Source organism: Anabaena sp. PCC 7938 (genome assembly GCF_049315035.1).
In the GTDB taxonomy this organism is placed as follows: domain Bacteria; phylum Cyanobacteriota; class Cyanobacteriia; order Cyanobacteriales; family Nostocaceae; genus Anabaena; species Anabaena cylindrica.
On record NZ_CP186034.1, the window covers coordinates 1,094,978 to 1,112,449 of the forward strand.

A 17,472-nucleotide genomic window follows, 5' to 3' on the forward strand; every position below is an offset into this window, starting at 1 on the left:
TGAATATAGCCTTTCCCACTCTAGTTAGATACAAAATTACCCCTCCCCTTACCAAGGGGAGGGTGCGCGACAGCGCGGGTGGGGTGTATTTCATGAGCTGGGAAATTGCTATAATACGTAGTTACAAATTACGAATTACGAATACAAATTGATAATTTATGCGACAACCAAAAGACTTTCCGCCTTTCCTGAGTCAAGAAGCTCCTTCAGAAATAGAACGGATGGGGTTAACTTGGCTTGTGGGGGCTGCGATCGCTACTGCTATTTTATGGCAATTTCCTGGAGGGGATTATATTTTATACCCCTTCACCATCCTCGCAACATGGTTTCACGAAATGGGTCATGGCTTGATGGCTCTAATGTTGGGGGGTAATTTTCAGAAATTACAAATTTTCAGCAATGGTTCTGGTGTAGCAAGTTACTCTATCAGTTCAGCATTGGGGCCAATTGGCCCTGGTTTGGTTGCAGCCGCAGGGCCAATGGGGCCACCTATCGCTGGTGCAGCGTTAATTCTCGCTTCCCGCCATTTTAAAACAGCTTCTTTGAGTTTAAAGATTTTAGGAGGATTCTTATTATTTTCTACATTAGTTTGGGTACGTTCGTGGTTTGGGTTAATAGCAATTCCTGTATTAGGTTTAATTATTTTGGGAGTAGGTTTAAAAACTCCTCCCTGGGTACAGGGTTTTACAATTCAGTTTTTGGGTGTGCAAGCTTGTGTAAGTACATACCATCAATTAAATTATCTATTTAGTTATACTGCTGGCCCCTTGGGTCTTTCCGATACAGCACAAATGCAGAGGTATTTGTTGTTACCGTATTGGTTTTGGGGTGGGTTAATGGCTGTAGCTTCTTTGGTGATTTTAGTCCGCAGTTTACAGGTTGCCTATCGTTCGCAATAATGGGTAATAAAAATCATAACAAGGCTATAGAATCTTTCTTAAAGCAAATTGCCAAACATCAAGAAAAGATTAAACTGGAACTAGAAAAGGATTTTCCTGATTTGGGTTTAATTAAGCATTGGGAAAAAGAGGTTAGGACTTTTGAAGAGAACATTCAGAAAAAGCTGAAAAGATTAGGACAATGAATATGCAGATTACTGAACAAAATCTTCCCATCACTAATTCTACTCTCAGTACCTTAATTACTGAATTGGGTGAAGAATGCCAGAAGGTACAAACGCTAATTAATCAGCTACAGTTACCGGGTTTAACCTCTGATCAAAAAGGTGACATTATAGCAGAAATGCTAGTAAGTGTAGTTCATCTGCATACTCATTGTGATGATGATTTTCAGGAGCTAATTTCTAATGAACTAGAAGAGTTACCTGATGATGAACAAAAGCAGAATATAAAAGCTTTTTACTGTTGATGACGGATTTCATTAGCACAAGAACGCCCTTGTTCAACGTCAGCTATATTAGCAAAAGTGGTATCGGCAATATTCCGCAAAGCCTCTGCTGTGAAGAAAGCTTGATGTCCTGTAATCAAGACATTGGGAAACGTCGTCAAATGTTGGAAAACATCATCTTGAATGATTTCTCCAGATAAATCTTCAAAAAATAATTCCGATTCTTGTTCGTAAACATCCACACCGAGATAACCAATTTGACCTGATTTCAACCCCTCAATTACTGCTTGGGTATCAATCAACGCACCGCGACTAGTGTTAATAATCATCATACCCGGTTTCATTTGAGCGATCGCTTCACTATTAATCAAGTGGTGAGTTTCCGGCATCAGGGGACAATGCAAAGAGATAATATCAGAATTGGCGAAGATTTCTGACAACTCTACATACTTCCCACCTAATTCCTCTAATTCTGGGTTGTGATAAACATCATAAGCTAGTAGATGACAACCAAACCCTTTCATAATTTGTCCCAAAATCAGACCGATTTTACCTGTACCAATAATTCCCACTGTGCGCTCATTCAAGTTAAATCCTAACAACCCATTCAAAGAAAAATTACCTTCCCGCACACGGTTATAAGCACGGTGAATTTTGCGATTTAGGCTTAAAATTAAGCCTACCGCGTGTTCAGCTACCCCATAGGGTGAATAAGCTGGTACACGGACAACAGTAATTCCTAACTTGGCTGCGGTTGCTAAATCTACATTATTGAACCCTGCACAACGTAGAGCAATTAAATGAGTTCCCCCAGCCGCGAGAATTTCTAAAGTGGCAGCATCAACCTGATCATGAACAAATACACAAATACAGGGAAATCCTGCGGCTAAGATGGCGGTATCTCGATTCAGAAGTGGTTCAAAAAATACCAACTCATGTTGAATCGGAGAATTTGCAGCTTCTAAAAACTGCCTATCGTAAGTTTTTGTACTGAAAACTGCTACTTTCATCCAAAATTTCAGGTTATATTTCTGTATGATACCCTTATAGCCTATACCCTAAACTCCATACTCCACAACCTTCTTAATCATTTCCTTCGGACACAGAGCATTGTAATATCATCAAACTGTGGTGCATCAGCAATAAAATTAAATAAATCAGTTTTAATCGCATTCAGCAAATCAATAGCAGAAGCGGATGGTTGCTCTAGAATATCTCGCAGTCGCTTGTCAGTGAATAACTTACCTTCAGGGTTTTTACCTTCAGTTACTCCATCAGTATAGCCAATCAATATATCATTAGGTTCAAGCTGAATTTGCTCGATTTTAAATTTCATTCCCGGCATCATTCCCACTGCCGGGCCGGTAGATTTTAGAGTGTTTTTAATGCCGGATTCATCAATAACAAACAGCGATTCATGTCCACCATTAATATAAGTCAATATACCTGTTTCTGCTTCGAGAATCCCAAAAAACATGGTAGCAAACATACTCATTTGCCAATGATTTTTAGCAACATATTCATTAGTTCTAGAAACTGCTTGCAGCGCCTTGACATGAGCTAAGTTTGTAGCAATAGACTTCCCAATCCAACCACCACTAGGCTGATTTTCTTGCAGAACTTGATTGGCAATGCCGCGCAATTGAGTTTCTGAAGAAAAAACCCGGATTAAGCTTCGCATCAGAGCCATAAATAATGCGGCTCCCACCCCTTTATCACATACATCCGCAATTACCAATCCTACCTGGTTATTAGGAAGTTCAAAAGTGTCGTAGAAGTCTCCAGCTACCTGACGGGCTGGGTGAAAGCAGGATGCAATTTCCCAATTGGGAAGTTTAACCAGTTCATAGGGGAGAAAATCAATTTGAATTTGCCGTCCCTTTTCTAATTCAGCGTCAAGAGCTTTGGAATATTTATCAAGTTTTGAATAGAGACGAGCATTTTCCAAGACTAAAGCCATTTGGTCAGCTGTGAGTAGCATGAGATTGGCTGTTTCTTGGCTAAAATGTCCTGGCTGAGAGTGCAATAGTGTGATAATTCCTAGTAACTCTTCACCTCTGATAATGGGAACAGCTAGGGCAGAACGGACAATGTAGGGCTGATCGGAAAATGTGAACCAGCGGTCATCATGCTCAGTATCTGCAATTAATCCGATTTGACGGTTACGGATCACCCAACCAGCAAGTCCCTGATCTAAGACACTACCAATCAAGTTTTTTCGCTTTTCTGCTGTTACTTCTGTGCGTGAGAGGATTGCATCAGCTACCTTTCCAGAAGGTTCAAGTAAAAATAGACTACCTTTTTCAGATTTGGTTTGATCGGTAGCAACATCTAATGTAGTTTGTAATGCTGCTTTTAATACCTCTCCTTCTGTGGAGGAGCGTGCCATTGATACTAATTTTTCTAGCAACTTACTTTGGGCATTAAAAGCGGCTTCTTCATTTCTGAGTTCTGCTACTTCTCGACGTAGTGCTTCTAGTTCTTGGTAATCTACTTGTTGTTGAGATTGATGGTTAGAATTCATATTCCCCTAAGCAAATGATTCAAGCTGTCAATTTAAAGTGACTTTTCTGAAAAGATAGATGCTGAAAACCTGTATGTGTGCGTATTTTTCAATTGCTTAACCGGCGTTAACTTAGATTAATGGGGGCTGAATTACCTCAATATCATAGCTTAAACAAACATCCATAACTTGACTATTAGCAATTGACTACAAAGATATTACGATTCTTTTCTCCCACTCGTTCATAAAAATATTGATCTACACCCTGAATTGCCAAATATACTCCTAGTCCACCCATTCGGCGTTCTTCCAAGCGTTTATTTAATTCTTCAGATTCGACAGTCACCATTTCGTAAGGGTCGTATCTAGCACCAGTATCTTCTATGCAGATAGTTAAGGTTGATTCTTGGCGATCGCTAGATATATCTAATTTACCAGTCAATCCTGCTTCTTCATAGCCATGCATAATGATATTGGTGGCAATTTCATCAACTGCCAGACGCAGTTTATAGGTGGCTTTTTTATCCAAGCCAGCTGACTCGGCTGCTGTCATCACATATTTAGCGATCGCTCCCAAAGAGTCTAGTGTTCCCGATACGGTTAAAGTTTCCATAACATAAGGTGGTGTTGGTATCTTGGGATAATTGAGATTGAATCTCTGCGCTCGGCTCAAAAACGCAGATTGGGATCTATATAGACATCGACCGAATTTAAATATCGTTTTCTACAACCTTTCTAGAGACGTTGCATACAACGTCTCTACTTTTTCACCAGATGTCTATTGAAATTTCTACGCCTTTCCTATTTTGTTCTCGTCATACTCGTCTAGCAAAATGACACTGTGGTGGAAGCCAGTTTTGATAATTGTCTCCAAAACTGTATCTTTTTGAGCGCCTACTATGTAAATATCCACTGCACCCATCTTTTGTTTAGCGAAGATCAGCACCCGTAGTCCAGCACTGGCCATATATTCCAGGTCTGCCATCATCAAAACCAAACTTTTGGGATTTTGGGCAGCAGCCTCTTCCACCTTTGCCTTTAACTCTGATGCTGTACTCGCATCTAATTCCCCAGATAAGGTAATTTTAGCGATGTCATCACTTGTTTCTAGAGTTGCGTTGAAAGCCATAATTTCCTGTGAGTAGTTGAATTGTGAGTAACAATTTTAAAGTTGACAATTGCTAGGAAGCAAATTATCAGCAAGCCAAATTAGAATTTATTTACCTACTAAGATTGCCACAGAGCGATCGCCCATGAGCAATCCTGATTGATCTTCTAGTCTAGGTTCTGTACCAGGTTCCCAGCTATCATGCGGTGACATAGCACCAGTATTAGCAAAGATATGCCAATTCATTCCTACTGGCAAACTGGGAATCTCAAACCACTGAGCTTGCCAGTGCATATTCATCGCCACATAGATATAATTATCTTCAACGGTTCCTTGCTTTGCGTGTTTGCCGCAGAGCATAAAAGCCAGAGTCCGACAGGAATCCGACCAATCAGCATTCCATGCCTGTGTGCCATGCCATGTAATATCTGCATAGCCACTGCCAACATAATCACGATTTTGGAAGTGCCATTGATTTCTCAAAACTGGATGAACGTTGCGGAAAACAATGCAATGTCTAACAAACTTAAACAAATCTGCATTAGTTTTTAACAAATTCCAGTCTAACCAGTTCAAATCATTATCGTGGCAATAAGTATTATTATTACCATATTGAGTCCGTCCCAACTCATCACCCATGAGAATCATCGGCACGCCCTGACTCACCATCAGCATTGCCAAAGCATTTTTAATCTGACGACGGCGCAAAGCATTAATGCCTGGATCATCTGTTGGCCCTTCCCAGCCACAGTTCCAGCTATCATTATCATTAGTGCCATCATTATTATTTTCGCCATTAGCTTCATTATGTTTCCCATCATAGGAAACCAAATCCATCATGGTGAAACCATCGTGGGCAGTAATGAAATTAATTGATGTTGCCGGCGCACGACCAGACCAAGCATAGAGATCAGGAGAACCTTGCAAACGTTGGGCAGCATCCCCAACAGTACCATCTCCCTTCAAGAATTTACGAATGCCATCACGGTACTTACCATTCCATTCTGCCCAACGTCCATAGGCAGGGAAAGAACCCACTTGGTATAAACCACCTGCATCCCAAGCTTCAGCAATCAGTTTACACTTAGCCAGAATTGGGTCAAAGGCCAAAGATTCTAGCAACGGTGGATTTGCTAAAGGTGCGCCCCAAGGATCTCGTCCTAAAATTGCCGCCAAGTCAAACCGAAACCCATCAATATGATATTCTGATGCCCAGTAACGCAGACAATCTAGCACTATCCCCCGCACAACTGGGTTATTGCAATTGAGAGTATTACCAGTACCGCTAAAGTTGTAATAATACCCTTCCGGGGTCAGCATATAGTATGTCTTATTGTCAATGCCTCGGAAGGAAATTGTTGGGCCATGTTCATTACCTTCCGCTGTGTGATTGAAAACTACATCTAGAATTACCTCAATTCCGTTTTTATGTAATTCTTTCACCAGCGTCTTCAATTCATCAACCTGCATCCCAAATTTGCCTGTAGCTGCATAGCCAGCTTTGGGAGCAAAGAAGCCAACGGTGCTGTAACCCCAGTAATTATAAAGGGTTTCCCCAGTTTGCGGGTTAGGGCGACTGTTTTCAAATTCATCAAATTCATAAATGGGCATCAACTCCACAGCATTGACACCCAACTCTTTCAGGTAAGGAATTTTATCCCTGATACCTGCAAATGTCCCCTGATGTCTTTCTTTAACACCAGAGGATGGATGACGGGTAAAACTGCGGACGTGCATTTCATAGATGATCTGATCCTCTGGAGGAATTTCCAAAGGACGGTCATTTTCCCAGTCAAAATCATCAAAACCTATTCTGGCCCGATGGTGATAGATATCATTCCAGTCTGGGGTGACACCCCAAACATCCCGACCACCAATAATTTTGGCATAGGGGTCCATCAAGATTTTACTGGTATCAAACCAATGGCCTTCCTGGAAATTATTTGGCCCATCCATGCGATAGCCATATTCTAGATTTTCATAATCAAGGTCAAAGACGGTTATGCAATAAACATTACCAATCCGAAACTCTTCAGGAACAGGAATTTCTACTAAAGGTTCCTTGGCGTGTTTCTTAAACAAGACCAAAGTACAGGATTTGGCTTGACTCGAAAAAATAGAGAAGTTAACCCCCCCTGGTACTAGAGTTGCACCGAAGGGAAATGGTTTTCCGTTGCGTAATTTAAAACCTTCGTAAGTATGCGTTGGATGAATATCAATTCTTTCCATTGTTACTAGTCCTTATTTCCCGGTTATAGCTATAGTTACATAGGTGAGGACAAGTATATTGCTCAAACCTTCAAGCAATTGAGTTGATACTCGTTATTCGTTACTTAGAAGCCAGTGCTTCTATGCCTTTTTCAAGAGTGGCACTAGTTGCAAAAAAGTCTAGGAATCCAGTCACAGTCATGGTGTCTATAATTTCTTCAGTTAAACCGACCAATAATAACTGCCCTTCTTTGGCCATTGTTTGCCGATACAAAGACAGCAGCATTCGCAAGCCAGCACTGGACATATAAGGGACTTTAGTCATGTCGAGGATAATTTTACTACCTGGTTCTGCTAAAGGCAAAACTTCTTTGGTGACAGATGATGCTGTGTTGGCATCTATATCGCCCACAAGTCCTGCTACCTTTACGTCTTTAATTGTCGTGATGCTAATTTCCATATTTATTGGTAAGTTTGATTGAATTCGTAATTGGGGATGAGGGGAAAATACCCCTCACCGCATTGTTCGATCTATAAGTTATACAGGCACAATCTGCACCTTAACTTTGACCCGCTCAGTGGTTTTGGGTAAGGTAACAGTTAAAGCCTCTGCATCGAAGTTAGTATAAGGCTCTCCGTCGATTTCACACTTGCCAATTTTGATACTTCCAGGGGGCAGAATATCTGGCGATACTCTCAGAATATTGTCGGGGAATCCTCCGGGGATGGGCTTAAAGTAAAAGTCCATTGGCTGTTTGGTAAGGAGCAGGTTGGTATAAACTGCTGCTAAATAGCATAGTTCAAAGGAGTGATAACCGCTCATGGAGTGGGAACCTTTACCCCGTTCGTTACCTCCGGCTAGGTAGGGGATACCATTAGCGAGAACGTTAAAGTAAACGCCACCTTCTTCTAAATCTAGGAACCAAGCATTATAAAATGCTGCGGATTCACGAGCTAAACGATGATATTCTTTGTTGTCGAGAATGCCTGCAAGAATCTGGTACGCTAGGATTGCTTGTTCTTGTTGCCACCAAGCTTTGCGATCGTGCCAAACAAAGCGGTAATGCTCTTCTCCTGCCGCTAGGGTTCGTTCTACAACGTCGTACCAACCGCCACGTTGCTGATCACTACCCACATCTGGCATTATGTCAGCAATTTTTTTGGCTAGATTGAGATAGCCATCCTTAGCTTTAAGGCTTTGCATCCGCATTAGATTCCATGCAATTTTGAGGTTGTGACCAACCACAGCGCGGTTTTGTTGCCACCCCCAAGTTGTATCTTTAGACCAATCTTGGAAAAAGCGTTCTTGTACAAATGGGCTATTTTCGTAGTCAGGAAAACGCTTTTCAATGGTGTCGAAGGTATACTCCAACATATCCGCATATTCTTGTTTACCTGTAGCCAACCAGAGGTTAATCAAGTAAGCTGGGGCATGATCACCGACAGAATTCCAGTTCTTTGTTCCTTTATTTTGTCCCAAGGTGTCGCTCAAGGGATCTAATGTCAAGGGATCGAGGTGAGAGAAATATCCCCCATCTTCGCTTTTATCGAGCAAAAACTCGTTAAATAGCTTAATGGTTTTCTCGGTGTCATCCATAATCCGTGGATCACCAGTACAACGATAGGTTTGGATGGGACCTGCTAAGGCGTAAATTTGCTCGTAGGCAGGAATGGCGTAATAATCATCCCCAAATTCGGAAGCAAATATTTTATCTTCCTTTTCTCCCTTAACGTCAATACCGTGATACCAATAGACTATGCCTTCATCTAGGTCTACAAACCGCATATGTTCCCGTAGATACTCAGTACCTCTTTCAGCGGCTTTGAGAAAACTATCATTACCTGTCATGAGAAAAGCTGTGGCGAAACCATATACTAGACGGGAAATAGTATCAGTTTCTTGACGGAAATTGGTAGTTGATTGTATACCACTCAGATTGAGGGTGGTGCGATAGTTGCGATAGTCGTATTCACCTTCTCCAAATTGGGCTTTGAGATAAAATTTCCCCAAAGCATTAATTTGCTTCACCCACCAATCTTGTTTCTCGAAAACGTAATCATTTTTTTGCCGACCAGCAAAAACTATCTGTTTAGCATCGAATAGATTGCTATCTGGATAAAATACCCCATAAGTAAATAAATACCGTCCGGGTAACAGCATGGATCTCATGTTACCAGTAGCATCAGGATAGCCTTCGTCAAAGTTCTGAATTAGTTTGGCAAAGGCCATCGGACTAATCTTAACTTGGAACTCTCTACCATCAGAAGTTTTCAATCCAAAGGTGTCGCTGTTACCGTCATATTCGGTCACATAGCCAGCGATTAGGTCTGAAAAGGTAAAATCTACCTTTGTCGTCATAAATATTTCCTCGTTTTGTTAAGAATTGATTAATTCAGATTCCCTGAGCTAAAGATGTATGGAAATTACTAATTTTTCTCTATTTCTTTGACAAAAGTTTCCATAAATTGGTCTACCATACCGGGATGTTTACCTGTAATTAGATTACCATCAATGACTAAATCTGTAGTTACATCGCCTTCATAGATAACGTCTGCTCCGGCATTTTCTACATCACAGATAATGTTATGAGCGCAGGTTACTTTTTTGCCTTTTATTAAGTCTGGGTCTGCACAAAACAACCACAAACTATGACAAATAGTACCTAATTTTACATTATCTGTATTTGCTGCTTTTCGGAGAAAAACAACTGCGGGAGCTTGATTTTTTTGACCCTTTTTCACATTGACTTCATATCTAAGCCTATCCATTGCATAAGCTCCAATGCAAATAATACCTTTATAATCAGCAGGATCAATATCTTTTACTTCTGTACTTACAGTGACATGATATTCTACTTGATCATTTTCGGGATTAGAGCCAAAGTGTAGTTCTTTATTACCCCAAAGGTGAGAAATGTACTCTACTTCATAGCCTTGTTCAGGGAAATACTCATTGAACCGACGGAATTCTGTGCCGTCAAAATGTTCTTCAATGAGTACACCTATTTTGCCTTTTGACTCAGTTGCCATATTGTCTCGAATCCTTAAGCCTAAATATTATTTAACCAGCAATTCCTGCTGTTTTGATGGTTCTATGGTCAATACAAAAATAACTACGATGACATTATTGTTTTTGTCAATGGTGTTGACTTTTGTAATCAAAGCAGAGTGAGTTAATAATCAATTAGCTAGTTTAAACTCGGCTCTGCTTAATTTAGATGTGATTTGCCAGTTCAGTTAAAGTTGGATATTTAGCTGAGAAGGATCGGGATATACACGCCATTCATAAATGCGATCGCCGTCAAACCGATATATATCTGTACAGGGAACCTGCACAAACCGCTTGTCCATTTTGTTGACATAGTTAGCATCCATTTCCAAAATTACAGTATTATCTACAACCCAAGTACCTCTAGAATTGTGGGTTGTTAGTTTTAATACTTTATAGATATGCTGCAACAAGTTACAACAAGCATCTGGACCAATTACAGGCTCGTTAGCACCAACTTTGTAGAGTAAGTCAGGGGTAAAGAATGTCTTAAATTCTTCCCAATTTTCAGCGTGTAAAGCCTCATACATTTTACCGATTCTTTGTAAGAGGAAATCGCTAGAAACTGATGCTTGAGGTTTGACTGCTTCTGTTTCAAATACAGGACTGATGTCCATGTAAATTCTCAGTTCTTGAACTTTATCGCCTTTGAAGACAATTGTGTCACAGCAAGGAAGCTTAAATACTTTACCATCATGACGGATGTAGGTAACTTCCATTTCACAGATAACTGTGTCTCCCTGCTCCCAGATATTAGTAATGTGGTGGTAGACTTTAGCTACTGTTTGCAGGAATCCAACAGAAGTATCTTTAATACCTTGAGGTCCATAAGCCACTGGGAAGTTACTAAATTGGTAGTGAGCATCTTCAGTGTAGAATTTGACAAAATTTTCTACATTCATTGACTCCCCTGCTTCAAACATCCGTCTCACGATGTCAGACTTAGAGCTAGAACGTACTAATGATTGAGTCATAGTTTTTTCCTCATTTGTTGTCGAAGCTTCAACAATTCCTTTTAACTGATACACAGCCTGTTTTACATTTTCTAGTTTGGCTGCTTCCAAAAATCCCTTACCATCTTGGTGTGTGAAAGCAAGATCACTTTTAGCTTGTAAATCTAAGGTATATGTGACTATTGGTAAAGAACCAGGTTCTCCAGAAGATGGATGCAAGTGGTTAATAAACCGTCCGGTAAATAAAGGGTGATCTAGAATTTCAATTGTCAAAGTTCCGGCTTCTTTATCAAGGCTCACCTTTTGTTTCATATCCATTCCGGGCATTTTGGCTTCCCGTAAAACACCATTGTGATAATGTTCCAAAATGGGAAATTTATCGCTGTAAGCTTGATTTAGCCATGCTTCCCAAATCTTTTCAACTGGGGCATTAACATTAGCACTAAATGTGTTAAAAATTCGATTTTTGCCGTTGTTATTTTCTACAGGTGCAACGTTATCATAAAACCAGTAATTTGTGCCGTTGCTTAAGTTATATTCTTTTTGGGCTTTGCCAAACATTTCTTTGGCTCTTCTTTTAACTTGGTTAAATTCTAACTGTTCCCCATTAGGCCCTTTACAGTAGAATAATAACCAACCATCAAAATCACCAATCAAATCCAATTTGGCATATTTCAATGGTGCGTTCTTTCTGGCACTTTCCGAATCAATATGAATAATTCGGTTAGCAACAACGTTATCAATTCCTCGCTTTTTACATTCATCTTCTAACATCTTGGCAAACTGATCAAGATCCACATCATCTTTTACATGAAAAGAAAGGTGTGGCGCGTTGACATGACCAATGCCAGAAGGAATTTTGTCAAAAATACCAGGTGCTTTAGGTGTTAACTGAGCATCTCGAAAATGGATAAGTTCTACGCAAGTATTACCAAAGGAAATAAATCTTACATCCAATGCTTCTTGGGAGCCATCTCTAATATCAGGTACACCTAATGATTTAGGGTTAATACCTTGCTTCCATGCTTCTAAGTCTTCTTTCTGGAAAAGGAGATTGTGCAACTCATCACCAATAAATCCATCTCCCCCTATTGCTAGTTTTCCACCCAAGACTTCAATGTAAAATTCTAGGGCTTTTGTCATATCACTGACAGTTATGCCAACGTGTTGTAGTCCTTGCAGGTAATGACCTAAACTACCCGTTTTTTCACTTGCATAATTAGACATAAGAGATACTATGCCTTCTTGAAGTTGATTATTTGCTCCTACCCTTTGGATAAGAGATGCTACTTTGGCACTACGCTGACCGGCGAGAGTCATCTGACCATCGTAAACAAAGGTGTAAGCTGTTCTTTCTGGAAATGGTTGGATTTGTTTAATGTATTTGGCTGCGTCTTTGATTGCTGTTAAATACTCGGAAGATGCGAAAAACTTCTCCCGTTCTAGATGATTAGCAAAGGCAATTTCATAAGCGGCATGATATTGCTTTTCTGCTGGTTCATAATGGCTAACTCCGGCTGCATCTGGACGGGAGTTGTCTACTTCTTCAAACAGATGCAGTCGGAATTTGAGGACAGAATCACTACTGCTCACTTTGGGGGCAAATGTTTCTGTTAGATAATGACGAAAAGCTTCTGTACTAGCCCCATTAGCTTTTTTCACCATGACGTGAAATTTGATGGCGCTAACTTCACCGTTGGGATCGCCGTTGGGGATTCTATCTATGTATGTAATAGAATTGCCGGGGTTGCTGTTGTAACCGATCGCTTTGCGGAATAAGTTATGTTCGTCATCCATGAGGATGGCAGATGCTGTAAACCATGTCTGACGGTCGGCAACACTTGCAAATGTTAACTCTGCAATGCCATCGAAGTTATCTTCTGAGTCCCAAGTGTAATCTAAACCGGGAATCTGTGGACAGAGGCCACCTTCGTTATGAGCTACATGGAATTGCCAGTATTGATACTGTCCTGGTAATCTGGCACAAACTGGTCCATGTACGTCTCTCCAATAGTCATCAAAAAGCTCTAGAGAGATGCCTTGTCTTTTCCACAGGAGTACATAAAAGGCTACTTTTCCTTTCTGATCCCGTGCTGAATAATCGTCTGTGGCTGCCTGTTTACTCGTTGCAAGCATTTCTGCTATCCTTGGTGTTGTGCTATTGGCATGATCAAAAATCCAATTCAGGGTAGCAAAGCAAGCTGCTACTTTATTGAACCCCGCATAAACACAGAGAAACAAGAGTAGTTCTTCAATTTCTGCGCGGGTTGAGCCTTGCTGTAGAGCCATCTTTACATGAGCAGTGAAAGGGTTGCCAGGACCTCTATGATCCTGATTGACAACATCAATAGCGATCGCAATCAGAGCCTTAGCTTTTTGGTTAATTAACGGCAAACCCCAAGCTTCACCTGCTACCCGAATGACAAAATCACCAAACTTAGGATTAATTTGTTTTAAACCCTGTTGCAGTTCAGGGTCATCCAAAACCGCGTTTTTGTACACTCGCTCCTGTTCCATTATTTAAGCGGTGGTAATCAAGGTCAATAATTCCTGATCTGCAAAAACATCACGATAAAAAGTTAGTTGTTCAGTTTTCAAGTAACAAGCACCTCTATGACCACGACGCACCCAAGTTACATTACCTTTGGCTAGAGTTTCGTTGGTTTCATCATCTACACACTTCCATTCAAAGTAAGTATGTTCACCAAAAAACATGACAATAGGCCAGCACATTGTCACTCCTGGTTGAGCAATTAATGCCCACCAATGTTTTTCTCTTTCTTTTTGTTGTTCTAACCCTTGGTATGGTCCATCCTGACAAAAATAGACTAGATCGTCGCGATATTCTCCAGTTAAGATATCGCCTCTTCCTTGTCTTAATGCTTCACAATGTGTAGGCCACCAATCTCTGTTTTCTTGCTCTATCTGTGCAAGGGTATAATAAGGACCAATTTCTGGTAGCTTTGGTTCTTTCATGGCGACAATTCTTTCTGCATCCTCAATCAGTTTTTTGGCTACGTAAGGAGTAACTAAACCGGGGCGAGAATAATCGGCAGATAAGCCAGTATAATAATTGGTTCGCTTTTTCGTTGCTTTTGGCTGGCTTTGGCTGGCTTGGGAAGAAGACGAGCCGTTTGTTTGTAGACTGTAGGAATTTTGATTTAGCATGAGCGATTCTATGTCTTCTTGAAGTTGATTCACTGCACCAATTTCTGTGATCAGTTCTGCGACAGAGGAACTCCGTTGACCGGCGAGAGTCATCTGACCATCGTAAACGAAGGTGTAAGCGGTTCTTTCTGGAAATGGTTGGATTTGTTTAATGTATTTGGCTGCGTCTTTGATTGCTGTTAAATACTCGGAAGATGCGAAAAACTTCTCCCGTTCTAGATGATTAGCAAAGGCAATTTCATAAGCGGCATGATATTGCTTTTCTGCTGGTTCATAATGGCTAACTCCGGCTGCATCTGGACGGGAGTTGTCTACTTCTTCAAACAGATGCAGTCGGAATTTGAGGACAGAATCACTACTGCTCACTTTGGGGGCAAATGTTTCTGTTAGATAACGACGAAAAGCTTCTGTACTAGCCCCATTAGCTTTTTTCACCATGACGTGAAATTTGATGGCGCTAACTTCACCGTTGGGATCGCCGTTGGGGATTCTATCTATGTATGTAATAGAATTGCCGGGGTTGCTGTTGTAACCGATCGCTTTGCGGAATAAGTTATGTTCGTCATCCATGAGGATGGCAGATGCTGTAAACCATGTCTGACGGTCGGCAACACTTGCAAATGTTAACTCTGCAATGCCATCGAAGTTATCTTCTGAGTCCCAAGTGTAATCTAAACCGGGAATCTGTGGACAGAGGCCACCTTCGTTATGAGCTACATGGAATTGCCAGTATTGATACTGTCCTGGTAATCTGGCACAAACTGGTCCATGTACGTCTCTCCAATAGTCATCAAAAAGCTCTAGAGAGATGCCTTGTCTTTTCCACAGGAGTACATAAAAGGCTACTTTTCCTTTCTGATCCCGTGCTGAATAATCGGTTTTGGTTGCGTTATTAATTACTGAAAGCATTACTGCTGTCCTTTTTCCACCACTACTGAAATTTTGGGTTGATGTCACTTTGATGAAAATAAAGGCTCAAAGTTGAGGACAATCAAAGTTTTTAAATCAAGAGATCGCCTATCTTTTCACAAATTTATTTTCTACTATCTGAATAGATGTAGAAGTTTTGAAAAAGATTATTCAGCGTCAAAGTTCAACTTATTTAATACAATTGTCTCAAACTTACAATAAGTTTAGTGTGTCTGTTTATTGAGGTCAATATTTGTGATTGCTATATTAACTCCTACGGTTGCAGACAACGTATCTTTATGGCAAAACAGAAGTTGATTTTTCCTAAAATACCTGTATCTCTGTACCTCAGTAATTTCACTCCTTTCAACTACAAATCGAGCTTGATAGATTCCGGAATCGCGCTTGAGATTATTTTTCCATTATTTCATTTAAAGCGCCAAAACAACCTGCGACTTTATTGAATCCTGCGTAAGCACAAAGGAATAACAACAGTTCTTCAATTTCTTCAGGAGTTGCGCCCTGTTTAAGAGCCATACTTACGTGAGCGCCAAAGGGGCTTCCTGGTCCTGTCTGCCCTTGGTTGACTACATCAACAGCAATTGTGATCAGGGCTTTGGTTTTTTGGTCAATTAACGGTAGTCCCCAAGCTTCACCTGCTACTCGTGTGACAAAATCACCAAATTTGGGATTTATCTGTTTTAAACTCTCTTGAAGTTCTAAATCATCTAAAACGGCATTTTCATACTTCATAGCTGGTCTTTTTCACTCATTAACTTAGTAGCTATTAACTATGTAACGATGGAGAGTTAAAATTAGTCTTCCGTAGTCAGAAATCAAGATTTGTTAACCCCCTATCAAAATTTCTACTTCTGGATTTCTAATTCTATTTTTAACTCAGGTATAACTAACCTCTGGCCAATATACATCACAAACCCGGAATATTATAATTGCATTTCCTCAAATATGTATATTTTCTACCATACAATCGCATGAACCTATTTCCTCTGAGGGGGATTTTAATAACTTTTTACATATTCAAAAAATCAAGTTTGAATGCTTGATCTCAATACAGTAAGATTTGCATAAGTTCTGGAATAGTCAGATATGGGACAAAAATTCTTAGGTGTTAACGTTTATTTTTTTGAATGCAAGCGAGCCATGGGCGCTCATATAAACGCAGTTATCAAAAACCTGGAATAATCCGACTATATTGTACACATAATGTTTTACTTGTACATTTTCTATGAATAATTCACGTCTTGAGCGTCTTGAACAGACCAGTATCTACTTATCTATCGGTGGTACTTTGTTTCTGTCGATTTTAGGTATCTCCTTCGGATTAGCGATTGAATCGGCAGCAGTGATGCTGGATGGTTTTTTTAACATCATTAGTCTGATCATGGCATTAGCTACCTTGTGGATTTCTCGAATTTTGAAACGTCCAGAGGGTCGAAAGTTCCAATTTGGTTATAAAGGTTTTGCTCCCTTGCTCAACCTGTGTAAGGGACTAATGATTATGGGACTATCCATGTTTGCTTTTATTTCTGCGATCGCTGCATTGTTGCATGGTGGTAGAAAGGTTGAGGCTAGTGTAGCTGTAATTTATACAGCAATCGCAGCCTTTACTTGCCTAAGCATTGCCTTAGTCCATAATAGTATTGCCAATAAAACAGGCTCTCCATTGGTGCGTGTAGACGCAAAAAATTGGATTATTAATGGAGGAATTAGTCTTTCTGTGGGAATTGTTTTCACTGTCATTACATTAATTAAAAACACTCCTTTCAATTGGTTTGTGGATTACGCCGATCCCACTATTGTTGTCGTCTTAGTGCTGCTTGCCTCTCCAATTCCCGTTAAAGTAGTATTAGAAAGTCTCAATCAACTCCTTTTAGGCGCTCCTGCGGCTGATTTACAAAAACGCATCAATGGCATCATTGATGTTGCAACCAATCAATTCCCCTGTGCTAAACATTATTTAAGAATCACTGAGGTAGGAGAGGCTTTATATCTTCATCTTTACTGGCTATTACCTAGTCAGCAAGCCCTAACTAGTTTGGAAGCAGTAGATGAAATGCGCGGCAAGATTACAGACATAGTGAAACAAGAATTTCCTAATGTTACCTTGGATATTATCTTTACCCAAGATGAAGAATGGTTTACCACAATGAACCCTGTATAGCTTTTTTTAATCACTTTCGGCAGAGCAAAATCTGAAACTTTTCTT

Annotated in this window: 15 protein-coding genes; 4 read left to right on the forward strand and 11 right to left on the reverse strand. The window is 40.3% G+C overall.

Features of this window, described 5'->3' with window-relative positions:
• Positions 1-158: 158 nt before the first annotated feature.
• From ACOWPH_RS05385 to ACOWPH_RS05395, 3 genes are read left to right on the forward strand one after another with little or no spacing between them, the layout of a single operon-like run.
• Positions 159-899 (forward strand): M50 family metallopeptidase, encoded by a 741-nt coding sequence (locus tag ACOWPH_RS05385; protein WP_015214396.1) that lies wholly within the window; start codon positions 159-161, stop codon positions 897-899.
• Entirely contained in the window at positions 899-1,084 is a 186-nt protein-coding gene (locus ACOWPH_RS05390; RefSeq protein ID WP_015214397.1) for a hypothetical protein, read from the forward strand. The genes ACOWPH_RS05385 and ACOWPH_RS05390 overlap by 1 nt, the downstream gene beginning before the upstream one ends.
• A 2-nt stretch (positions 1,085-1,086) precedes the next feature.
• Positions 1,087-1,368, forward strand: coding sequence for a hypothetical protein (locus ACOWPH_RS05395; protein WP_015214398.1), 282 nt, complete (start codon positions 1,087-1,089; stop codon positions 1,366-1,368).
• On the opposite strand, the gene ACOWPH_RS05400 is transcribed toward ACOWPH_RS05395, so the two are convergent.
• The 11 genes from ACOWPH_RS05400 to ACOWPH_RS05450 form a co-directional block, all read right to left on the reverse strand.
• Positions 1,359-2,357 carry a 2-hydroxyacid dehydrogenase gene (locus ACOWPH_RS05400; RefSeq protein ID WP_015214399.1) on the reverse strand — a complete coding sequence of 333 codons (999 nt, stop codon included), beginning with the start codon at positions 2,355-2,357 and terminating at the stop codon, positions 1,359-1,361. The genes ACOWPH_RS05395 and ACOWPH_RS05400 overlap by 10 nt on opposite strands.
• A gap of 77 nt (positions 2,358-2,434) precedes the next feature.
• Positions 2,435-3,871, reverse strand: a complete 1,437-nt coding sequence (locus ACOWPH_RS05405; RefSeq protein ID WP_015214400.1) for a PP2C family protein-serine/threonine phosphatase — start codon at positions 3,869-3,871, stop codon at positions 2,435-2,437.
• 175 nt (positions 3,872-4,046) lie between these two features.
• On the reverse strand, positions 4,047-4,463 hold the full coding sequence (locus ACOWPH_RS05410) for an ATP-binding protein (RefSeq protein ID WP_015214401.1): 417 nt from the start codon (positions 4,461-4,463) through the stop codon (positions 4,047-4,049).
• 177 nt (positions 4,464-4,640) lie between these two features.
• A complete protein-coding gene (locus ACOWPH_RS05415) occupies positions 4,641-4,979 on the reverse strand; it encodes an anti-sigma factor antagonist (protein WP_015214402.1) in 339 nt (112 codons plus the stop codon).
• A gap of 87 nt (positions 4,980-5,066) precedes the next feature.
• Positions 5,067-7,187: a glycogen debranching protein GlgX gene (gene glgX / locus ACOWPH_RS05420; RefSeq protein WP_015214403.1), complete on the reverse strand. Its 2,121-nt coding sequence runs from the start codon at positions 7,185-7,187 to the stop codon at positions 5,067-5,069.
• A gap of 100 nt (positions 7,188-7,287) precedes the next feature.
• The gene (locus ACOWPH_RS05425) at positions 7,288-7,626 is read right to left on the reverse strand and encodes an anti-sigma factor antagonist (protein ID WP_015214404.1); all 339 of its coding nucleotides are present in this window, start codon (positions 7,624-7,626) and stop codon (positions 7,288-7,290) included.
• A 78-nt stretch (positions 7,627-7,704) separates the two neighbouring features.
• On the reverse strand, positions 7,705-9,525 hold the full coding sequence (locus ACOWPH_RS05430) for an AGE family epimerase/isomerase (protein WP_015214405.1): 1,821 nt from the start codon (positions 9,523-9,525) through the stop codon (positions 7,705-7,707).
• 68 nt (positions 9,526-9,593) lie between these two features.
• Entirely contained in the window at positions 9,594-10,196 is a 603-nt protein-coding gene (locus ACOWPH_RS05435) for a DJ-1/PfpI family protein (protein ID WP_015214406.1), read from the reverse strand.
• 207 nt (positions 10,197-10,403) lie between these two features.
• On the reverse strand, positions 10,404-13,685 hold the full coding sequence (locus ACOWPH_RS05440) for a nuclear transport factor 2 family protein (protein WP_015214407.1): 3,282 nt from the start codon (positions 13,683-13,685) through the stop codon (positions 10,404-10,406).
• Positions 13,686-13,688: 3 nt separating this feature from the next.
• On the reverse strand, positions 13,689-15,293 hold the full coding sequence (locus tag ACOWPH_RS05445; protein ID WP_422665692.1) for an EthD domain-containing protein: 1,605 nt from the start codon (positions 15,291-15,293) through the stop codon (positions 13,689-13,691).
• Positions 15,294-15,656: 363 nt separating this feature from the next.
• Positions 15,657-15,998 (reverse strand): carboxymuconolactone decarboxylase family protein, encoded by a 342-nt coding sequence (locus tag ACOWPH_RS05450; RefSeq protein ID WP_015214409.1) that lies wholly within the window; start codon positions 15,996-15,998, stop codon positions 15,657-15,659.
• 493 nt (positions 15,999-16,491) lie between these two features.
• Between ACOWPH_RS05450 and ACOWPH_RS05455 the strand changes: the two genes are divergently transcribed.
• Complete coding sequence (locus ACOWPH_RS05455) at positions 16,492-17,427, forward strand: cation diffusion facilitator family transporter (RefSeq protein ID WP_015214410.1); 936 nt, start codon at positions 16,492-16,494, stop codon at positions 17,425-17,427.
• Positions 17,428-17,472: the final 45 nt, after the last annotated feature.

What these genes read in the sequence shown, in the direction of transcription:
- ACOWPH_RS05425 (WP_015214404.1), bottom strand. Translation starts at nt 7,626, where the DNA reads ATGGAAATTAGCATCACGACAATTAAAGACGTAAAGGTAGCAGGACTT.
- ACOWPH_RS05405 (WP_015214400.1), bottom strand. Translation starts at nt 3,871, where the DNA reads ATGAATTCTAACCATCAATCTCAACAACAAGTAGATTACCAAGAACTA.
- ACOWPH_RS05450 (WP_015214409.1), bottom strand. Translation starts at nt 15,998, where the DNA reads ATGAAGTATGAAAATGCCGTTTTAGATGATTTAGAACTTCAAGAGAGT.
- ACOWPH_RS05395 (WP_015214398.1), top strand. Translation starts at nt 1,087, where the DNA reads ATGCAGATTACTGAACAAAATCTTCCCATCACTAATTCTACTCTCAGT.
- ACOWPH_RS05415 (WP_015214402.1), bottom strand. Translation starts at nt 4,979, where the DNA reads ATGGCTTTCAACGCAACTCTAGAAACAAGTGATGACATCGCTAAAATT.
- ACOWPH_RS05410 (WP_015214401.1), bottom strand. Translation starts at nt 4,463, where the DNA reads ATGGAAACTTTAACCGTATCGGGAACACTAGACTCTTTGGGAGCGATC.
- ACOWPH_RS05385 (WP_015214396.1), top strand. Translation starts at nt 159, where the DNA reads ATGCGACAACCAAAAGACTTTCCGCCTTTCCTGAGTCAAGAAGCTCCT.
- ACOWPH_RS05430 (WP_015214405.1), bottom strand. Translation starts at nt 9,525, where the DNA reads ATGACGACAAAGGTAGATTTTACCTTTTCAGACCTAATCGCTGGCTAT.
- ACOWPH_RS05440 (WP_015214407.1), bottom strand. Translation starts at nt 13,685, where the DNA reads ATGGAACAGGAGCGAGTGTACAAAAACGCGGTTTTGGATGACCCTGAA.
- ACOWPH_RS05435 (WP_015214406.1), bottom strand. Translation starts at nt 10,196, where the DNA reads ATGGCAACTGAGTCAAAAGGCAAAATAGGTGTACTCATTGAAGAACAT.
- ACOWPH_RS05455 (WP_015214410.1), top strand. Translation starts at nt 16,492, where the DNA reads ATGAATAATTCACGTCTTGAGCGTCTTGAACAGACCAGTATCTACTTA.
- glgX (WP_015214403.1), bottom strand. Translation starts at nt 7,187, where the DNA reads ATGGAAAGAATTGATATTCATCCAACGCATACTTACGAAGGTTTTAAA.
- ACOWPH_RS05400 (WP_015214399.1), bottom strand. Translation starts at nt 2,357, where the DNA reads ATGAAAGTAGCAGTTTTCAGTACAAAAACTTACGATAGGCAGTTTTTA.
- ACOWPH_RS05390 (WP_015214397.1), top strand. Translation starts at nt 899, where the DNA reads ATGGGTAATAAAAATCATAACAAGGCTATAGAATCTTTCTTAAAGCAA.